Annotated in this window: 15 protein-coding genes and 1 tRNA gene; 3 read left to right on the top strand and 13 right to left on the bottom strand. The window is 70.6% G+C overall.

All coding sequences use genetic code 11. The features are described from left to right. Positions 1-15 precede the first annotated feature (15 nt). The 10 genes from prfA to ACGF1Z_RS24070 form a co-directional block, all read right to left on the bottom strand. Complete coding sequence (prfA, locus tag ACGF1Z_RS24115; protein ID WP_393007243.1) at positions 16-1,092, bottom strand: peptide chain release factor 1; 1,077 nt, start codon at positions 1,090-1,092, stop codon at positions 16-18. Between the two features lie 97 nt (positions 1,093-1,189). Further along, positions 1,190-1,414, bottom strand: a complete 225-nt coding sequence (gene rpmE / locus ACGF1Z_RS24110) for a 50S ribosomal protein L31 (protein WP_309052006.1) — start codon at positions 1,412-1,414, stop codon at positions 1,190-1,192. A gap of 208 nt (positions 1,415-1,622) precedes the next feature. Next, entirely contained in the window at positions 1,623-2,714 is a 1,092-nt protein-coding gene (locus ACGF1Z_RS24105) for an LCP family protein (RefSeq protein ID WP_393007241.1), read from the bottom strand. 207 nt (positions 2,715-2,921) lie between these two features. Next, positions 2,922-4,949 carry a transcription termination factor Rho gene (gene rho, locus ACGF1Z_RS24100; RefSeq protein ID WP_393007239.1) on the bottom strand — a complete coding sequence of 676 codons (2,028 nt, stop codon included), beginning with the start codon at positions 4,947-4,949 and terminating at the stop codon, positions 2,922-2,924. Between the two features lie 422 nt (positions 4,950-5,371). Further along, complete coding sequence (thrB, locus tag ACGF1Z_RS24095) at positions 5,372-6,289, bottom strand: homoserine kinase (protein WP_393007237.1); 918 nt, start codon at positions 6,287-6,289, stop codon at positions 5,372-5,374. A 259-nt stretch (positions 6,290-6,548) separates the two neighbouring features. Beyond that, positions 6,549-7,619 carry a threonine synthase gene (gene thrC, locus ACGF1Z_RS24090; protein ID WP_393007235.1) on the bottom strand — a complete coding sequence of 357 codons (1,071 nt, stop codon included), beginning with the start codon at positions 7,617-7,619 and terminating at the stop codon, positions 6,549-6,551. 7 nt (positions 7,620-7,626) lie between these two features. Next, the gene (locus ACGF1Z_RS24085; RefSeq protein ID WP_393007233.1) at positions 7,627-8,919 is read right to left on the bottom strand and encodes a homoserine dehydrogenase; all 1,293 of its coding nucleotides are present in this window, start codon (positions 8,917-8,919) and stop codon (positions 7,627-7,629) included. 199 nt (positions 8,920-9,118) lie between these two features. Continuing rightward, positions 9,119-10,510: a diaminopimelate decarboxylase gene (gene lysA, locus ACGF1Z_RS24080; RefSeq protein ID WP_393007231.1), complete on the bottom strand. Its 1,392-nt coding sequence runs from the start codon at positions 10,508-10,510 to the stop codon at positions 9,119-9,121. Between the two features lie 12 nt (positions 10,511-10,522). Then, complete coding sequence (gene nrtL / locus ACGF1Z_RS24075; protein ID WP_393007229.1) at positions 10,523-11,500, bottom strand: ArgS-related anticodon-binding protein NrtL; 978 nt, start codon at positions 11,498-11,500, stop codon at positions 10,523-10,525. Positions 11,501-11,798: 298 nt separating this feature from the next. After that, positions 11,799-12,353, bottom strand: a complete 555-nt coding sequence (locus ACGF1Z_RS24070; protein ID WP_393007227.1) for a response regulator — start codon at positions 12,351-12,353, stop codon at positions 11,799-11,801. Positions 12,354-12,512: 159 nt separating this feature from the next. Here ACGF1Z_RS24070 and ACGF1Z_RS24065 point away from each other — a divergent pair. Beyond that, positions 12,513-12,584: transfer RNA gene (locus ACGF1Z_RS24065), tRNA-Arg, on the top strand. 428 nt (positions 12,585-13,012) lie between these two features. On the opposite strand, the gene ACGF1Z_RS24060 is transcribed toward ACGF1Z_RS24065, so the two are convergent. Then, positions 13,013-14,272, bottom strand: coding sequence for a tyrosine-type recombinase/integrase (locus tag ACGF1Z_RS24060; protein WP_393007225.1), 1,260 nt, complete (start codon positions 14,270-14,272; stop codon positions 13,013-13,015). Between the two features lie 192 nt (positions 14,273-14,464). On the opposite strand from ACGF1Z_RS24060, the gene ACGF1Z_RS24055 reads away from it, so the two are divergent. Continuing rightward, on the top strand, positions 14,465-14,728 hold the full coding sequence (locus ACGF1Z_RS24055) for a CopG family transcriptional regulator (protein WP_142229897.1): 264 nt from the start codon (positions 14,465-14,467) through the stop codon (positions 14,726-14,728). Beyond that, positions 14,725-15,138, top strand: coding sequence for a PIN domain-containing protein (locus ACGF1Z_RS24050; RefSeq protein ID WP_393007223.1), 414 nt, complete (start codon positions 14,725-14,727; stop codon positions 15,136-15,138). Before ACGF1Z_RS24055 ends, ACGF1Z_RS24050 begins: the two co-directional genes overlap by 4 nt. A gap of 44 nt (positions 15,139-15,182) precedes the next feature. Here the strand turns inward: ACGF1Z_RS24050 and ACGF1Z_RS24045 are convergent, their stop codons facing one another. Together ACGF1Z_RS24045 and ACGF1Z_RS24040 are read right to left on the bottom strand one after the other, a co-directional pair. After that, positions 15,183-15,986, bottom strand: a complete 804-nt coding sequence (locus ACGF1Z_RS24045) for a hypothetical protein (RefSeq protein ID WP_393007221.1) — start codon at positions 15,984-15,986, stop codon at positions 15,183-15,185. 66 nt (positions 15,987-16,052) lie between these two features. Then, positions 16,053-18,185, bottom strand: a complete 2,133-nt coding sequence (locus ACGF1Z_RS24040; RefSeq protein ID WP_393007219.1) for a UvrD-helicase domain-containing protein — start codon at positions 18,183-18,185, stop codon at positions 16,053-16,055. Positions 18,186-18,208 lie beyond the last annotated feature (23 nt).

Below are 18,208 nucleotides of genomic sequence, written 5' to 3'. Positions count from 1 at the left end.
GGGCTGTACGGGGTGTTACGCCGCGGCGAGCTTGGCCGCGGAGTCGGCGTCCACGCAGGCCTGGATGACGGCGTCGAGCTCACCGTCGAGCACCTGGTCCAGGTTGTACGCCTTGAAGCCGACGCGGTGGTCCGAGATGCGGTTCTCCGGGAAGTTGTACGTACGGATCTTCTCGGAGCGGTCGACGGTGCGGACCTGGCTGCGGCGGGCGTCGGCGGCCTCGGCCTCGGCCTTCTCCTGCGCGGCGGCGAGCAGCCGGGAGCGGAGGATGCGCATGGCCTGCTCCTTGTTCTGGAGCTGGCTCTTCTCGTTCTGGCAGGAGGCGACGATGCCGGTCGGCAGGTGCGTGATGCGGACGGCGGAGTCGGTCGTGTTGACGGACTGGCCACCGGGGCCGGACGAGCGGTAGACGTCGATGCGCAGGTCGTTGGCGTGGATCTCGACCTCGACCTCCTCGGCCTCCGGCGTGACGAGCACGCCGGCCGCGGAGGTGTGGATGCGGCCCTGCGACTCGGTGGCGGGCACGCGCTGCACGCGGTGCACCCCGCCCTCGTACTTCAGCCGCGCCCAGACACCCTGGCCGGGCTCGGTGGCCCCGTTGCCGCCCTTGGTCTTCACGGCGACCTGGACGTCCTTGTAGCCGCCGAGCTCGGACTCGGTGGAGTCGATGATCTCGGTCTTCCAGCCGACGCGCTCGGCGTAGCGGAGGTACATGCGGAGCAGGTCACCGGCGAACAGGGCGGACTCGTCGCCGCCGGCACCGGCCTTGATCTCCAGGATGACGTCCTTGTCGTCGCTGGGGTCGCGGGGGACGAGCAGCAGCCGCAGCTTCTCGGTCTGCTCCTCGCGCTGCTTCTCCAGCTCCTTGACCTCGGCGGCGAAGTCCGGGTCCTCGTGCATCAGCTCGCGGGCCGTCTCGATGTCGTCACCGGTCTGCTTCCAGGAGCGGTAGGTGGCGACGATCGGGGTCAGCTCCGCGTACCGCTTGTTCAGCTTGCGCGCGTTGGCCTGGTCGGCGTGAACCGAAGGGTCGGCGAGCTTCTTCTCGAGGTCGGCGTGTTCGCCGACCAGTTCCTCGACCGCCTCGAACATCGGGGGCTCCTGGGTTTTCGTCAGTTGCTACGGGACGGCAAAGCGCCGGTCCCGGCCACCCCGCGCAGGGGCAGCCGACGACCGGCGCAGTGGCTCGCTACTTCTTGGCGGAGCCGGCAGCCTTGCCGAAGCGGGCCTCGAAGCGGGCAACGCGGCCGCCGGTGTCGAGGATCTTCTGCTTGCCCGTGTAGAACGGGTGGCACTCGGAGCAGACCTCGGCACGGATGGTGCCGTCGGTCAGGGTGCTACGGGTGGTGAACGACGCGCCACAGGTGCAGCTGACCTGGGTCTCGACGTACTCGGGGTGGATCTCGCGCTTCAAGGTGTCTCCTAGTTTCGGGAGGGCTCCGGGTCGCCCGTGCGGGATGCACATGCGTGAACCGGGGCCGACGTACCAGTCTGCCAGGACCGGCCGCATCTCCCAAAACCGGGGTCGGGCCGGAACTATTCCTGACCGATTCCGGGCAGCGTCAGGACCGCTCCGGGATCGCTTCGGGACCGCCTGCGGATCGCTTCCGGATCGGCCGGGGCTATCTCACGAGGCCCTGGGCCTGGCCGGTGGCCGCGTTCCTCGTCGCCGAGGCGGGGATCTCCCGGTCCGCCTTCAGGGCCGCCCAGACCTGCCTGCCCTGGGCCTCCAGGGGCACGACGCGGTTCGGGTCCCGCGGGTCGTACTCGACGGGCAGGGTGACCATGTGGACGTCCTTGGCTCCGATGCCGGAGAGCCCCTTGGCGAAGCCCATGAGCTCGTTGACGGAGTCGAGCTCGGAGTCCGGGGTGATGGCCTTGGTGGCGGTGTCCGCGAGGTCCAGCAGCTTCTTGGGGCTGGTGAGGACGCCGACGCTCTTCACCTGCTCGATGAAGGCCTTCATGAAGGCCTGCTGGAGCTGGATGCGCCCGAGGTCGCTGCCGTCGCCGACGCTCTTGCGGGTGCGGACCAGGCCGAGGGACTGCTCGCCGTCGAGGGTGTGCGTGCCCGGTTCGAGGTCGAGGTGGCTCTTGGAGTCCTTGATGGCCTTGGTCGTGGTGATCTCGACGCCGCCGAGGCGGTCGATGAGCTTCGTGAAGCCGGTGAAGTCGACCTCGATGTAGTGGTCCATGCGGATGCCGGACATGGCCTCGACCGTCTTGACCGCGCACGCCGGCCCGCCGACCTCGTACGCCGTGTTGAACATGGCGCGGTGCTCGGCGGCGACGGTGCCGCCCTTGCCGTCGGTGCAGGCGGGGCGGTCGATCAGGGTGTCGCGCGGGACGGAGACCACCGAGGCCTTCTCGTGGCCCTCGTAGACGTGGACGACCATCGCGGTGTCGGAGCGGGCGGCGCCCTCGTCCCTGCCGTACGCGCCGTTGGCGCCGGAGCGGGAGTCGGAGCCGAGGACGAGGATGTCCATCGAGCCGTTGTCGACGTTCTCCGGGCGGTCCTTGCCGAGCTGCCCGTTGATGTCGACGCCCTCGAGGTTGCCGTTGAGCTTGAAGTAGACGTACCCGAGCCCGGAACCGCCGACGAGGACGACCGCCGCGGCCCCCCACGCGGCGGCGGTCGCTGCGCGGCGGCCCTTGGCGACCGGCTTGCGGCGGCGGCCGGTGGCCCGTATTCGGCCGCTCTTGTTCTGCTCGCTCATCGTCTTCCCTCAGCCCTATGGTTCACCTTGTGTGACGGCAAAGCACCCGAAAGGGTTGCACGGGAGCCTGGGGGGTTTCGACGAGCGACGGCCCGGAACACGACTGCGCCCCCCGTGCCGGGCACGGGGGGCGCAGTCGTTTGCGCAGGTCACGGCGAGGTCACAAGGTCAGCATCCGTGTCTCGCGCTGTGACGGACGTCTCGGCGTCAGTCGTTGCTGCCGCCGGGCGTCGTCTTCTGGATCTGCAGCAGGAACTCGGCGTTCGACTTCGTCTGCTTGAGCTTGTCGAGCAGCAGCTCGATCGCCTGCTGCTGGTCGAGCGCGTGCAGCACCCGACGCAGCTTCCAGGTGATGGAGAGCTCGTCGCTGCCGAGCAGGATCTCCTCCTTGCGCGTGCCCGAGGCGTCGACGTCGACGGCCGGGAAGATGCGCTTGTCGGCGAGCTTCCGGTCGAGCTTGAGCTCCATGTTGCCGGTGCCCTTGAACTCCTCGAAGATCACCTCGTCCATGCGCGAGCCGGTGTCGACCAGCGCGGTGGCCAGGATGGTCAGCGAGCCGCCGTCCTCGATGTTGCGCGCGGCACCGAAGAAGCGCTTCGGCGGGTACAGCGCGGTCGAGTCGACACCACCGGACAGGATGCGGCCGGAGGCGGGCGCCGCGAGGTTGTACGCGCGGCCCAGGCGGGTGATGGAGTCGAGCAGGACGACCACGTCGTGACCCAGCTCCACGAGACGCTTGGCGCGCTCGATGGCCAGCTCGGCGACCGTGGTGTGGTCCTCGGCCGGGCGGTCGAAGGTCGAGGAGATGACCTCGCCCTTGACCGACCGCTGCATGTCGGTGACCTCTTCCGGCCGCTCGTCGACCAGGACGACCATCAGGTGGCACTCGGGGTTGTTGTGGGTGATCGCGTTGGCGATCGCCTGCATGATCATGGTCTTGCCGGTCTTCGGCGGGGCCACGATCAGACCGCGCTGGCCCTTGCCGATCGGCGACACGAGGTCGATGATCCGCGTGGTCAGCACGCCCGGGTCGGTCTCCAGACGGAGGCGGTCCTGCGGGTACAGCGGGGTGAGCTTGTTGAACTCGGGGCGGCCGCGGCCGGACTCCGGCGCCATGCCGTTGACCGAGTCGAGGCGCACCAGCGCGTTGAACTTCTCGCGGCGCTCGCCCTCCTTCGGCTGGCGCACGGCACCGGTGACGTGGTCACCCTTGCGCAGACCGCTCTTGCGGACCTGGGCGAGCGAGACGTAGACGTCGTTCGGGCCGGGCAGGTAGCCGGAGGTCCGGATGAACGCGTAGTTGTCCAGGATGTCGAGGATGCCCGCGACGGGGATCAGCACGTCGTCGTCGGAGACCTGCGGCTCGCCGGCCGCGAAGTCGTCACGCCCACGACGCCCACGCCGGTCGCGGTAGCGCCCGCGACGTCCGCGGCGCCCGCCCTCGAAGTCGTCGTCGTCCTGCGGGCCGGCCTGCGGGCCGCCCTGCTGGCCCTGGGCGCCCTGGCCCTGACCCTGACCCTGGCGCTCCTTGCGCTGGCCGCCCTGGCCGCCGCCCTGCTGCTCGTCGCCCTTGCCGCGGTCGCGCTGACGGTCACGGCGGTCGCGGCGGTCACCGCGCTCGCCCCGCTCGCCGCGGTCACGGCGGCCGCGGCCCTCGGCGGTGTCGACGGCGCCCTCGGCCTTGGCGTCGGCCTGCGTGTCGGTCCGGGCCTCGGTACGGGCCTCGGTCTTGACGGCCTGCGCGGCCTCGGCCTTGGGCTCGACGCCCTCCGGCGAACCGGCGGGGGCGGTGGCACGCCGACGGCGGCGCTCACCCGCGGGGGCGTCGTCGGAGGCCGGCTGACCGGGGATCTCGATCTGCTGCTGGGCCACCGGCTCGGCCTTCTCGGCCTTCGGCGCGGCCTCGGCAGCGGTGTCGGCCGTACGCGCCTTCGACGTGGCGCGGCGCTTCGGCTTGGTCTCGGCGGTGTCGCCGGACTTGGCGGCGGGCGCGGCGGAGCCGCCGGCCTGCGCCTCCTTGATGACCTCGATCAGCTGGCTCTTGCGCATACGCGCGGTGCCCCTGATGCCGAGGCCGGACGCGACCTGCTGCAGCTCGGCCAGGACCATGCCCTCGAGGCCGGTGCCGGAGCGGCGGCGCCGTGCGGTGGTGCCAGTGGCAGCACCTTCGGCGGGCGCGGCGTTGTCGACACTGTTGTCGGCAGTCACGCCCATCAGATCGGTGGTGTCGCTCACGAAGGGTCCTTCCCTGGAGCGGACGTCGGCCATCTGGCTCGGCGACCGGTTGTGCTGTCCGGCAGCGGCCCTGCTTGGTGGACCGTGTCGGGGCGGTGGTCCCGCCGGGTACGGCGGAGAGAGAAATGCTGTGGGTCCGGCCCGAGCGCCCCCTGCTCGGCCCTCACCAAGAAGAAGAGCGAGGGGTGTCGTGCCGGTTCCGGAGCGTGCTCGAAACTGCTCAGGCAGGCTGCTCAGGCAGTGGAGGAGGCTCCCGGAAGAATGTGTGGTCCCGGAAGGGGACACTCAGCACCGCGCCAAAAGACGTCGGGTGCAGACTTGAGGTTAACACTACCGGCTCCAACAAACATTCCCCCTCTCCGTCACCGGCAATCTCGTGTCCGCACGGTCCCCGGCTCGGAGGGACCGTGCGGGAGGCCCCGTCAGGGTGCGAGCGGCAGGACGCTCGCGCCCGACTCGTCGAGGTCGAGCCGGTTCGCGGCCCAGCCCTCGCCCGCCAGAAGGGCGACCTTGTCGGCCTGCCCCGGCTCCGCGAGCGCGAGCACCGTGGGGCCCGCTCCGGAGATGACCGCGGGCACGCCGTCCGACCGCAGCCGGTTCACGAGGCCGATGCTCTCCGGCATCGCGGGGGCCCGGTACTCCTGGTGCAGCCGGTCCTCGGTGGCCGCGAGCAGCAGTTCGGGGCGTCGCGTCAGGGCCTCGACGAGCAGGGCGGCGCGGCCGGCGTTGGCCGCGGCGTCCACATGCGGGACGTTGCGCGGGAGCAGGCCGCGGGCGGTCTCCGTCAGGACGGGCTTCCCGGGCACGAAAACCACCGGAACGATGGAATCGGAGGGATCCATCCTGATGGCCCGCGCGGCACCGGCCTCGGTCCAGGCGAGGGTGAAGCCGCCGAGCAGACAGGCGGCGACGTTGTCGGGGTGACCCTCGATCTCGGTGGCGAGCTCCAGCAGGGCCGCCTCGTCGAGCCGGGCGTCCCCGCCTATGGTCACGGCGCGCGCGGCGACGATGCCGGCGCAGATGGCGGCGGAGGAGGAGCCGAGGCCGCGGCCGTGCGGGATGCGGTTGGCGCAGACGACCTCGAGGCCGCGCGGCTGCCCGCCGAGCAGGTCGAAGGCCGTGCGCATCGAGCGGACGAGCAGGTGGCTCTCGTCGCGCGGGAGGTTGTCGGCGCCCTCTCCGGCGATGTCGATGTTCAGCCCGGAGTCGGCGACCCGGACGACGACGTCGTCGTAGAGCCCCAGCGACAGGCCGAAGGCGTCGAAGCCCGGGCCGAGGTTGGCGCTGGTGGCGGGAACGCGCACCCTTACGGCGGCGGCGCGGAACGCGGGACCGGCCATCGCTCGATGACTCTCCTTGACTTGCGGGGTGGTTCGAAGGAAGTACGGGGAACCCGGGGGCCGTTCGCGCCTCACGGGCGACGACGGCAAGGACACCGCGCATATGCGGGTGGGCGGGTTCGCTACAGCCTATCGAAGGAAGGTTCTGTGGCGACATAGGGCGCACAGGAGGCGCACGATGCGTGTCGCGCGCCAACCTGTGCGCCGATGTAGGTTCCTGATCGGGTTCCGCACCCGGCCGGGAACCCGGGCACTGATTTCAGGCCAGGCCGAGCCGCTCGGCGGCGGCCGCGGCGTCGACCGGGACGGTGACCGGCTGCGGGGCACCCGCGACGGCCCAGTCGGGGTCCTTGAGGCCGTTGCCGGTGACCGTGCAGACGATGGTCTGGCCCGGGTCGACCTTGCCCTGCGCGGCGGCCTTCAGCAGACCGGCGACCGAGGCGGCCGAGGCCGGCTCGACGAAGACGCCTTCCTGAGCGGCCAACAGGCGGTAGGCCTGCAGGATCTCACGGTCCGTCACCTCGTCGATGAAGCCGCCGGACTCGTCGCGCGCGGCGATGGCGTAGTCCCAGGAGGCCGGGTTGCCGATCCGGATCGCGGTGGCGATCGTCGACGGGTCCTTCACGACCTCGCCGCGCACGAGCGGCGCGGAGCCGGAGGCCTGGAAGCCCCACATGCGCGGGGTGCGGGCGGCGACGCCGTCGGCGGCGTACTCCGTGTAGCCCTTCCAGTAGGCCGTGATGTTGCCGGCGTTGCCGACCGGGAGGACGTGGATGTCGGGGGCGTTGCCCAGCATGTCCACGATCTCGAACGCGGCGGTCTTCTGACCCTCGATGCGGACCGGGTTCACCGAATTGACCAGCGCCACCGGGTAGTTCTCGGAGAGTCCGCGGGCCAGCGTCAGGCAGTCGTCGAAGTTGCCGTCGACCTGGAGGATCTTCGCGCCGTGCACGAGGGCCTGGCCCATCTTGCCGAGCGCGATCTTGCCCTGGGGCACGAGGACGGCGGAGACCATCCCGGCGCGCACCGCGTAGGCGGCGGCCGACGCCGAGGTGTTGCCGGTGGAGGCGCAGATGACGGCCTGCGCGCCCTCCTCCTTGGCCTTCGAGATGGCCATGGTCATGCCCCGGTCCTTGAAGGAGCCGGTGGGGTTGGCGCCCTCGACCTTGAGGTGCACCTCGCAGCCCGTGCGCTCGGAGAGGACCTGAGCGGGGACGAGCGGCGTGCCGCCCTCACGAAGAGTGACGACCGGGGTCGTGTCCGTGACCGGAAGCCGGTCCCGATACTCCTCGATGATGCCGCGCCACTGGTGGGTGCCCTTGCTGGTCATGGGTCCTTTACTCCCCTTCAACACGCATGATGCTGGCGACACCGCGCACGGTGTCGAGCTTGCGCAGCGCCTCGACGGTCCCGGAGAGGGCGGCGTCGGGCGCGCGGTGGGTGACGACGACGAGGGAGGCCTCGCCGTCCTTGCCCTGCTGGCGCACCGTATCGATGGATACGCCGTGCTCGGCGAAGACCGTCGCGACCTGGGCGAGGACGCCCGGCTTGTCGGCCACGTCGAGGCTGATGTGGTACCGCGTCACCACGTCGCCCATGGGGCTCACGGGCAGCTGGGTGTACGCGGACTCGCCGGGGCCCCTGGCCTCGTTGAGCTTGTTGCGGCACACGGCGACCAGGTCGCCGAGGACGGCCGAGGCGGTCGGCGCGCCGCCCGCCCCGGGGCCGTAGAACATGAGCCGCCCGGCGGCCTCCGCCTCGACGAAGACCGCGTTGTAGGCCTCGCGGACGGAGGCGAGCGGGTGGGTGAGCGGGATCATCGCCGGGTGCACCCGCGCGGTGACGGACTCGCCGTCCGCGGCCCGCTCACAGATGGCGAGCAGTTTGATGGTGCAGCCCATCTGGCGGGCCGAGGCGAAGTCGGCGGCGGTCACCTCGGTCATGCCCTCGCGGTACACGTCGTCGAGGCGCACGCGGGTGTGGAAGGCGATCCCGGCCAGGATGGCGGCCTTGGCGGCGGCGTCGAAGCCCTCGACGTCGGCGGTCGGGTCGGCCTCGGCGTAGCCCAGCGCGGTCGCCTCGTCCAGGGCCTCCTGGTAGCCGGCGCCGGTGGAGTCCATCTTGTCGAGGATGAAGTTCGTCGTGCCGTTGACGATGCCCATCACACGGTTGATCTTGTCGCCGGCGAGCGACTCGCGCAGCGGCCGGATGAGCGGGATGGCGCCGGCCACCGCGGCCTCGTAGTAGAGGTCCTGCCCGTGCTCCTGCGCGGCGGCGTACAGGCTCGCGCCGTCCTGGGCGAGCAGCGCCTTGTTCGCGGAGACGACGGAGGCGCCGTGCTCGAAGGCGGTGGTGATGAGGCCGCGGGCCGGCTCGATGCCGCCGATGACCTCGACGACGACGTCGATGTCCCCGCGTTTGACGAGGGCGGTCGCGTCGGTGGTGATCAGCTCGGCCGGGACTCCCCCGCGGGCCCTGTCGGGGCGGCGGACCGCGACGCCGGCGAGCTCGACCGGGGCGCCGATGCGCGCGGCGAGGTCGTCGGCGTGCGTCGTCATGATGCGCGCCACCTCTGAGCCGACCACTCCACAGCCCAGCAGCGCCACCTTCAGCGGACGCGTACGCATCATCCGACCTCGTCTCTCGCACGACTCGACCTCGTAGACCACGTGGCTCTACGGTCGCTCTTCCACGGTCTCGGGGGCGGAGAGGCTCCGCTTTCCCCACGATGGGAACCAGTCTCACTCACCGGACGTCCGATTCCGCCTTGAGTCCGGATCGTGAGACATGAATTCCATCACTCGACTATTGCACCACTCGACTATTTCGTCACCCGACGTCGAGACGCAGGAGATCTTCCTCCGTCTCGCGCCGCACGATGACCCGCGCCTCGCCGTCCCGCACGGCCACGACGGGCGGACGCAGGGCGTGGTTGTAGTTGCTCGCCATGGAGCGGCAGTACGCCCCGGTGGCCGGCACGGCGATCAGGTCGCCGGGCGCCACGTCGGCGGGCAGGAACGCGTCGCGCACGATGATGTCGCCGCTCTCGCAGTGCTTGCCGACGACACGGGACAGCATGGGCTCCGCGTCACTCGTGCGGGAGACCAGCGCGACGCTGTACTCGGCGTCGTAGAGGGCGGTGCGGATGTTGTCCGACATGCCGCCGTCGACGGAGACGTACGTGCGCAGCCCCTCCAGCGGCTTGATCGTCCCCACCTCGTACAGCGTGAAGGCGGTGGGGCCGACGATGGCGCGCCCGGGCTCGACCGAGATCCGCGGCGTCCGCAGCCCGGCGGCCTCGCACTCCCGCGTCACGATCTCGGTGAGGGCCTTGGCGATGTGATGCGGCTCGCGGGGGTCGTCCTCACTGGTGTACGCGATCCCGAGCCCGCCGCCCAGGTCGATCTCGGGCAGCTCGACGCCGTGCTCGTCCCGCACCTCGGCGAGCAGCTGCACGACGCGCCGCGCGGACACCTCGAAGCCGGCCATGTCGAAGATCTGCGAGCCGATGTGGGAGTGGATCCCGATCAGCTCGAGCCCGTCCAGGGAGAGCGCCCGCCGCACGGCCTCGGCGGCCTGCCCGCCGGCGAGGGCGATGCCGAACTTCTGGTCCTCGTGGGCGGTGGCGATGAACTCGTGCGTGTGCGCCTCGACGCCGACGGTCACCCGGATCTGCACCCGCTGCCGCTTCCCGAGCGACTGGGCGATGTGGGCGACCCGGACGATCTCCTGGAAGGAGTCGAGCACGATCCGTCCGACACCGGCCTCGACGGCCCGGCGGATCTCCTCGGTGGACTTGTTGTTCCCGTGGAAGGCGATGCGCTCGGCCGGCATCCCGGCGGACAGTGCGGTGGAGAGCTCGCCGCCCGAACAGACGTCGAGGTTCAGCCCCTCCTCCGCGAGCCACCGGACGACGGCCCGCGACAGGAACGCCTTCCCCGCGTAGAAGACGTCGGCGTCCCGGCCGAAGGCCTCCGCCCAGGCACGGCAGCGGGAGCGGAAGTCGTCCTCGTCGAGGAAGTAGGCGGGCGTGCCGAACCGCTCGCGCAGCTCGGTGACGGGCATCCCGCCGACGGTCACGACCCCGTTCTCGTCACGGCGCACGGTCCGCGCCCAGACCTTGGGGTCGAGACGGTTGAGGTCGGCCGGCGGGGCGGAGTAGTGCCCCTCGGGAAGGACGTCGGCGTGACGGGGCCCGGCGGGGTGTGCGGAACGGCTCATGGTCTGCGTCTTTCAGATCTGGTCGGGAGCGCTGATGCCGAGCAGGGTGAGGCCACCGGCGAGCACCGTCCCGGCGGCTTCGGCGAGCGCGAGCCGGGAACGGTGGGCGGCCGAGGGTTTCTCGTCGCCGAGGGGCAGAACGGTGTGCTGGAACGCGAGGAGCGCGTCGGCGACGGCCTCCAGCTGCCGGGCGACCCGATCGGGGGCGCGCAGGCGCGCTGCGGAGAGAAGGACGGCGGGGTGGTCGCCGAGAAGAGAGAGGAGCAGCGGCGCGTCGACGTGCTCCGCGCAGGCGGGCGTGAACCCGAGCCGGGCGGCGTTGTGCAGCAGCCGGCGCACCCGGGCGTGGGCGTACCGCACCCGGAAGAGCGCATTGCGCTCGTGCTGGACCAGCAGCGGCGCGCCCGGCAGCACGTGGTCGTGCGCGGCGGGCCGGAGCAGCGCCCAGCGAGCGGCGTCGTCCCCGAGCGCATCGGGACGGAAGTCCGCGGGCGCGGGCACGACCGCAAGCCGCTCGGCGCCGGGACCGGCGGCGACCGCCGCGTCGGCCCCCTGCGCGCGCAGCAACCGCACCACCGTCTCGACGAGGAGCGCGGCGCGGGGCTCGTCGGCGGGAAACAGCCGGACGCGGGTGGAGGCCAGGGCGTCGGAGTAGCCGTAACGGGCCCCGGCGGCGAGCACGTCCGCAACCACCCGGCGGTCGCTGTCGCCGTCCAGGGTGAAGTTGAGGAAACCGGGCCCGGTGATGTCGACGGCCCGGATCCCGGGGCTGTCGCGCAGCCGCTCCCGGAGGATCGCGGCGACATCGAGCGCCGACCGCCCGGCCGGCCGCGCCAGCCCGAGCGCGACACTGCTCGCGTAGTCCCCGACACCCCCGCCACGAGGCCGCTCGACCCTGACCCGCGCGGGCACGTCGACCAGCAGCGCACCCTCGTCGACCGCACGGCGCACGGCGTGCAGCACGGTGAGGGAGAGGTCCGCGGGGGTCACGGGACCAAGCCTAGGGGAGGAGGGGGGTACGAACGCGAACCGGTTTCGGCATGTGGGCGCTGGCCCGGCCTCGCCTCCGGGCGCGGGGGTGGGGTGGGGTGGGGTGGAAGCCGGGCGGGGGTGAGACGGCCTCGGCTCCGGGCGAGGGGCCGGACATGGGTGCGACGGCCTCGGCGAGGGCTATGGCTACGGAGACGAGGAAGTGAGGTTGGGGAGCGCGGGCGGTGGGACGACGTCGGCCCTGGCCCAGGGCTCTGGTCCAGGACTCTGGTCCAGGACTCTGAACCAGGACTCTGGACTAGGGCTCTCGACGCGGAAGCCCACCGCCGGTGGTGCTACCGGCCGCGCCGGCCCCGCGAGTGTCCGTGCTCCTGCCGTCGCGTCCGCCACCGTCATGTCCGCCGCGGTGTCTGCCGTCGCCTGCGGACGGCTCCTCGCCGGCGTCCTGCCCGGCCGCGCCGTCCCGACGCCCGCGCCGTTCGCGGTGCATGAGCTGACGCACGACGCGGACGAGCTCGGCCGGCTCGAAGGGCTTGGCGAGGAACGCGTCGACCCCGGAGACGCCGCCGCCGTCCGTCTCGTACTCGGTGCAGGCGCTGATGAGCGCCACCGGCAGATGGCTGGTCCGCGGGTCGGACCGCAGACGCGCGGCGGTCTTCAACCCGTCCAGCCGGGGCATGACGACGTCGAGGGTGACGACATCAGGACAGACGTCATGCACGACATCCAGACACTCGGCACCATCGGCCGCGGTCACCACCTCGAACCCCTCGAGTTCGAGATTGACCCTGATCAGCTGGCGGATCACCCGGTTGTCATCGACAACCAGCACCCGCCCGGACATGCCCGACACACGTCGAGAGTAGGTCGGCGGAAGGGGCCGCGTCCGGCTTTTGCCCACTTCTGACCCGTGCGAGGGAACGGCCCCTTGGTGACGCCACGGAAATACCTGTTCACAGGCACCCTCAGCGAGCTGGTAGGGTTCTACCCGTCGCCGCCGAACGCGGCGGACGCCCCCGTAGCTCAGGGGATAGAGCAACGGCCTCCGGAGCCGTGTGCGCAGGTTCGAATCCTGCCGGGGGCACTTCCGGAAAGAGGGCCTGACCAGCGGAAACGCCGGTCAGGCCCTCTTCGCATGGGACTGAAACAGCAACGGCCTACCTTGCCGCTCCTGCTCCGCGTGACGTCGCCCTGACCTGGATCTTCACGGCGCCGGACGCACAGTGTCCCGTATGCCCGATCCCACACGATCGGCATCGCGGGACATGCGCGGGACGAAAAGCTTCGGAGGGGGTGAAGAACCCCATCTCATGCCCCGTGAGCTGCGACTTTCCCGCCAGGGCGGGCACCACGTACGGAACGTGGGGCCGTTGCACTTCGCGTCTCACCTCTCCGACCTGGTCGTTTGCCTCGATACGACGCGGACCCACCCTGGCATCAGCGCACCTGGGAACGTGCGGGGCATGAGATCACCGTGGGCCAATGGTGGCCTGCGAGGAGGTTGGCGGCCACTCACCCGTATTCGTCCAGAAGCGCGTCGATGCGCCTGTTGGCGAGGGCTTGACGGCCGTAGAGGCATTTCGCGTACCGGGTCATGAGGACCTCGACGCTGTTGCCGGCGCGTTCGGCGACCTCGGTGGGGTCTACGCCGGCATTCAGCCAGGTGGACAGGGCCGAGTGCCGCAGGTCGTAGGGGCGGACGGCGAGGGGAGACGCCACCAGGTCCGGCAGGAGGGCGAGTTCGCGGGCCTCGTGCCAGGCGCGGTCGTACGTGCTGGAGCCCACGATGCCGCCCTTCTCGTTGAAGAACAGCCGACCGCCGTCCGCGGTACCGAAGGTGTCGACGCTCTGCCTCCACAGGCGGACGAGTTCGGGCGGAAGCGGCACGACACGCGTGTCGCTCGGTGGGCGGCTCTTCAGGCCGCGGAGGTCGTGGTTCCGTCCGCTGTCGGTCCACTTCTTGCCGACGGAGGGGCGGGTGGCGTGCAGGACCGCGGTACCCCACCCTGTCGCGGGCAGGTCGCAGTCGGGCAGGGTGACGGCCACGGCTTCGGCCGGCCGCAGTCCCGCGTAGTACATCCCGGCGAAGAGGCCGACCAGCCTTCGCCCTCGCGCCCGCTCGTAGCCGCCTATGTAGGAGACCGCGCAGAGTAGGCTCCGCGCCTGCGTAGGGTTGACGACGACACGGGGATCGACCTGTTGGACGGTCTCGGTGATGCGCCAGCTGACGTGGGCCAGGGGATCGGCGCGGAGCCGTCCCAGTTCGATCGCGTACCGCACCGAGTTCACGAGCGTCGTGCGCTTGCGTCGCTGTGTTTCGGCAGCCGCGACCGTGCCGTCCCGCTTCAGCCGGAGAGCCTGCAGCACGCAGCGCATCACGACCGGGTCCAGAAGGTCGTCCAGGGGGCGCGAAGCCCGGGCGACCCAGTCCAGAGCGAGCCGCACCTCCGTGGGCGCGGTGCGCGCATCGGGCCGGGGGATCACGAACGCCCAGTTCCGCAGCGCCCGCCGCAGCAGCTCGTCATCCGGCCGTCCTCGCGTCCTTCGGAACATCGCCATGGTGAGGGAGCACAGGGCGTCGTTGGTCTCACTCCGGGTCTTCGCCGAAACCTGCCCCCAGCGCACCTCCAGGTATTCGAGCGCGAAGGCGTACCAGCTGATGGTGGTCGCACCGCGCCCGCTCCTCACCCGGCCGAAGTCGTCAGCGGCGGCTTCCCTGACTGCCCGGACCAACGAGGCCCCGAGCTCGTCGGCCAGAGCCCTGACATCCATCCCATCGCCGACCGCCGTCCCCCGCCGGGGCTTCATCACCACCCTCGGCCCATGCCGTCCGGGTGCATTTCGTACCTGGCCTGCCGAACTCCGCATGGCGTCCACCGCCTCTCTTCAGGTCAACGTGCCGCCTGCGGTTCCAGTGCCAGCGAAGAGAGCCCCATCAGGAGGATGAAGGGTAGGATAAGTAGCATGAGCGAGCCCACCGGAAAGTACTCGATCACCATGCCGCGCGACATCGCCGAAGCCGCCAAGGCCCGCAGCGGCCCCTCCGGTCTTTCTGCCTACGTGGCCGCCGCCGTCGCCCGCCAGATCGAACGCGACAACCTCAACGAACTCATCACCGTCGCCGAGGCCGAGCACGGTCCCGTCACTGACGACGAGATCCAGTCCCTGCGCGACCAGCTCGCCGAGGCCCGGCGCGAGCAGAACCAGCGTGGGGCGAGCGCAGCGTGACCCGCTCCCCTGCGGTCCCCGGCGGCACCCTCGTCCTCGACAGCGAAGGACTGGCCAAGGCCGTCCTGCGCGACCGCACGGTCACCGCCTGGCTCGCCCTGGCCCGCGCCGATGACCTGCGCGTGATCACCTCGGCGGCCACCCTCGTCGAGGTGGTCCACCCCCGCATCAACCGCCCGGCCCTGGAGTGGACACTCTCCCGCCTCGTCGTCGAACCGATCACCGAACCGATCGCCCGACACGCCGCCGCACTCCTCGCCGACGCCGGCCTGCACGGCCACAAGTACGCCATCGACGCCATGCTCGCCGCCACCGCCCTCGCCGCACCCGGACCGGTCACGATCCTCACCTCCGACCCCGAGGACCTCATCGCCCTGTGCGGTGGACGCGTCACAGTGATCAAGGTCTGACCGCCTGACCATGCGAAACGCGATCGCGAATTCGGGCAGCTGTTTCAGCCCCTGCCCTCTGTCCCCAGCCATGACTCGAAGGCCATCAACTGTTCGCCCGCGGCCCCCAGCGAGTACGGCGAGGACTCGTACTGCACCGACAGATTGGTCTCGTAGAGCTTGTACACCGCCGGAGCCGTCTCCCCCGCCAGGGAGGCCTCCTTCAGGGCCCGGGCTACTGTTTCGATGTCCGCTCGACGAAGGGCACGCGTGACCTCCGGCCACACCGTCTCCGCGAGGTAATCACAGAGCTCCATCAGAAAGCGGCCCGCCCGTGCCGCACGGTCGGAGGTCGCCTCTTGCCTCGCCTCGTGCATATGGTCCGCAAGATGGTCGTTCCGCTCGTCCTCGCTGTCCCATGATCCGTCGTCGTAAATATCTTTCCAGGCGCTCTGAGCCCGATCTATCGCCGCCTGAAACTCTTGGTCGAGTGCCCCTTGAGTAAGGGTGGGGTGCGATGCCTCGACGTCCTTCAGCCCGTCCATCAGCCCGTCCACCGACGCCGCGGGGAGAGGATGCCCGTCGCGTACCGCGGTCAACAACGCGACTGTGTCGACCGCCCGCCGCACCTGTTCACTGTCGACGAGATCCCATAGGTCATAGGCACATCGCTCGACGGCCGGATAGTTGTGATCGGCGATCTCTCCGTCGAGTTCCCCTGAGAGATTGAGGAGTGCTTCGGTCACACCCTCAATCTCTTCCAGGGCGTTCTCGATCTCCTCGTCGATCTTCGCGACGACTCGCAACGCCTCTTGGGCCTCCGTGACATCACGTTCCAGTCGCGCTACGCGGTCCGCGAGCTCGCCCATTTCTCCTCCTCGTCTTGTCGTGACTCCGTGCTCGGTCGTTACGGGACCAGGCCAATTCGTCGCCGCTCACATCCCGGTCGTGAGCAGGAAAGGGCTCGGATCCCCCGTCCAGGACACGTACAAGCCGTCACGGGCCCGAGTGCAGGCGACGAACAGCAGGCAGCGTTCCGCCAACAGGTCGGCCTCGTGCTGGAGTCGGTCGACGTCCACTGGCGTCACCGCCTTGGGATAGGGAACGGCGCCGTCATGGACGCCGACCACCGCGACGCAGCGGTACTCCAGGCCCTTGAAGGAGTGCATGGTGCCGACGTTCACGGCGTCCGCCGTCGACGGGCGGTCCGCCCGCAGTCGCCGAGCGGGGATGCCGGCCGCCGACAGGCGCTCCGTCACCTGGTCGCAGGTCCGGTTGAAGCGTGCACTCACGCCGATGTCACCGGGGGTAATGCCGTCGTCCAGCCAACCACGCACGCGCGCGACGAGCGCCGTCAGCTCCACGTCGTGCGAGGCGGCCGCATGGGTCTCGGGGCCACTCCCGTGCAGGGCCGAGCGGTAGCCGAGCAGGGTTTCGTGGCGGCCGTCGTCCTCGAGCTCGGTGAACGGGCGTCCGACGAGGAGCGCGGTGGACCAGCTCAGGATCTCGTGCGTGGAGCGGTAGTTCTTGCGCATCTTCGTCGACCGCCCGGCGACCCTGATCCCGACCGTCTTCAGAGAGACCTTGCTGTCGTAGATCCGCTGGTGCGGGTCGCCCGCGATGAACAGATCGTCCGGGCGTGCCGGGGCGGCAGCGCGCAGGAGGCGCCACTGGGCGGGGTGCAGGTCCTGGGCCTCGTCGACGACGACGTGCCGACAGCACGGCCCGGTCCGCTCCAGCAGGTCCGCGGCCTCCGCGCAGGTCCCTAGATAGGTCCGCAGCCCGTCGGAGGCCAGCCGGGCGGTGAACTCCTCGACGGCGCGCCACACCGGCCGCCGGGCCGTCGCCGGCAACGCGCTGCCGCGCCCCTTACGCTCGGCGGTCTCGTACTCCTCGTAGGTGCGCAGGTTCTGGGCGAGGACGACGTGCTTGTACTCCTGGGCGAGAAACTGCGGGCTCCCGGTGAAGCCCGCGGTCCGGGCGGCCTGCTGCCAGCGGGCCGACTCCTCGTCGGCACGCAGGGGCCGGCGTGACGTGGCCAGCACCCGTCCGGCGAACGCGTCGACGGTCATGATGTCCACCCGGTCCCGGAGCGCCTCGTCGTCGACGAGTTCGGCGAGGCCGGCGCGCAGGGCGGCCACCAGGGCGTTGGTGTAGGTGGTGAGGAGGATGCGGTCGCCGTCGCGCAGATGACCGAGCAGGTGACGCACGCGGTGCAGGGCGACAACCGTCTTACCCGTTCCGGGGCCTCCGGTGACCTGCGCCGGGCCGGAGTAGGAGGGCCGGTAAGCCACCTTGTACTGGGACGGGTGTAGGAAGACGCGCCACGCGGCGAAGGGTTTTTCTAGGATCTCTCGGAGCTCGTCCGGCCCCGTGACCAGGGCGATGCGCGTACGCGTGTGCCGGATGGCGGTGTCGTAGTCGGAGGGGTTCACGGGCCCGGCGCTGTCCGCGGCGGCCAGGTTGACCGCTACCACCTCGCGCCACACGTCCTCCACGGTGAACCCGGCGGCGAGGTACTCCAGCACCTCCCGCTGGTCCTGGGGGAAGAACGGGGCGAAGGCCTCCAGCTGCTCCGAAGTGGTCAGGACCCGGGCCTGTCGCAGCGTCGTGCCGTCGATGCCGAGGGCCGCGAGATCTCCGTCCGAGAACCTGGCGAAGAGCCGCTGCTCGGGGGCCGGGGCGGTCCGCTCGTACGCCGGGGTGAGCTCCTCCAGGACGGCGATGTCGCGGATCTCGACGGCCCGGCTGACCGTGTTGATGCTCGCCTTCTGCTTGACGGCCCACGCGTTCGCCTCGTCGTGCGGCAGCACCCGCAGCAGGACGTACGTGTCCCCGCTGTCGGGTGCCAGCACGACCCCCCGTGTGCCGCGGTCGATCCGGATCGTCCGGATGTGCGGGTCCCGGGCGTTCTTGAGGGATTCCAGCTTCAGGCCGGGATCCTTGAACAGCTGCCCCAGGGTGAGCCGTTCGAATTTCTCCCAGGCGTCGAAGACTCCTTTGCGGACCGTGCCCTGGAGTTTGGGGAGCTGGGCGCAGAAGGCGATGTCGAAGGCGAGGCGGGGCATGGCGGAGTGTCTCTCCCGGTGGT

This window comes from Streptomyces sp. NPDC048018, assembly GCF_043202995.1.
Lineage (GTDB): Bacteria > Actinomycetota > Actinomycetes > Streptomycetales > Streptomycetaceae > Streptomyces.
The sequence above is the reverse complement of the archived record's forward strand: the minus strand, read 5'-3'. Positions and strand labels throughout refer to the sequence as shown.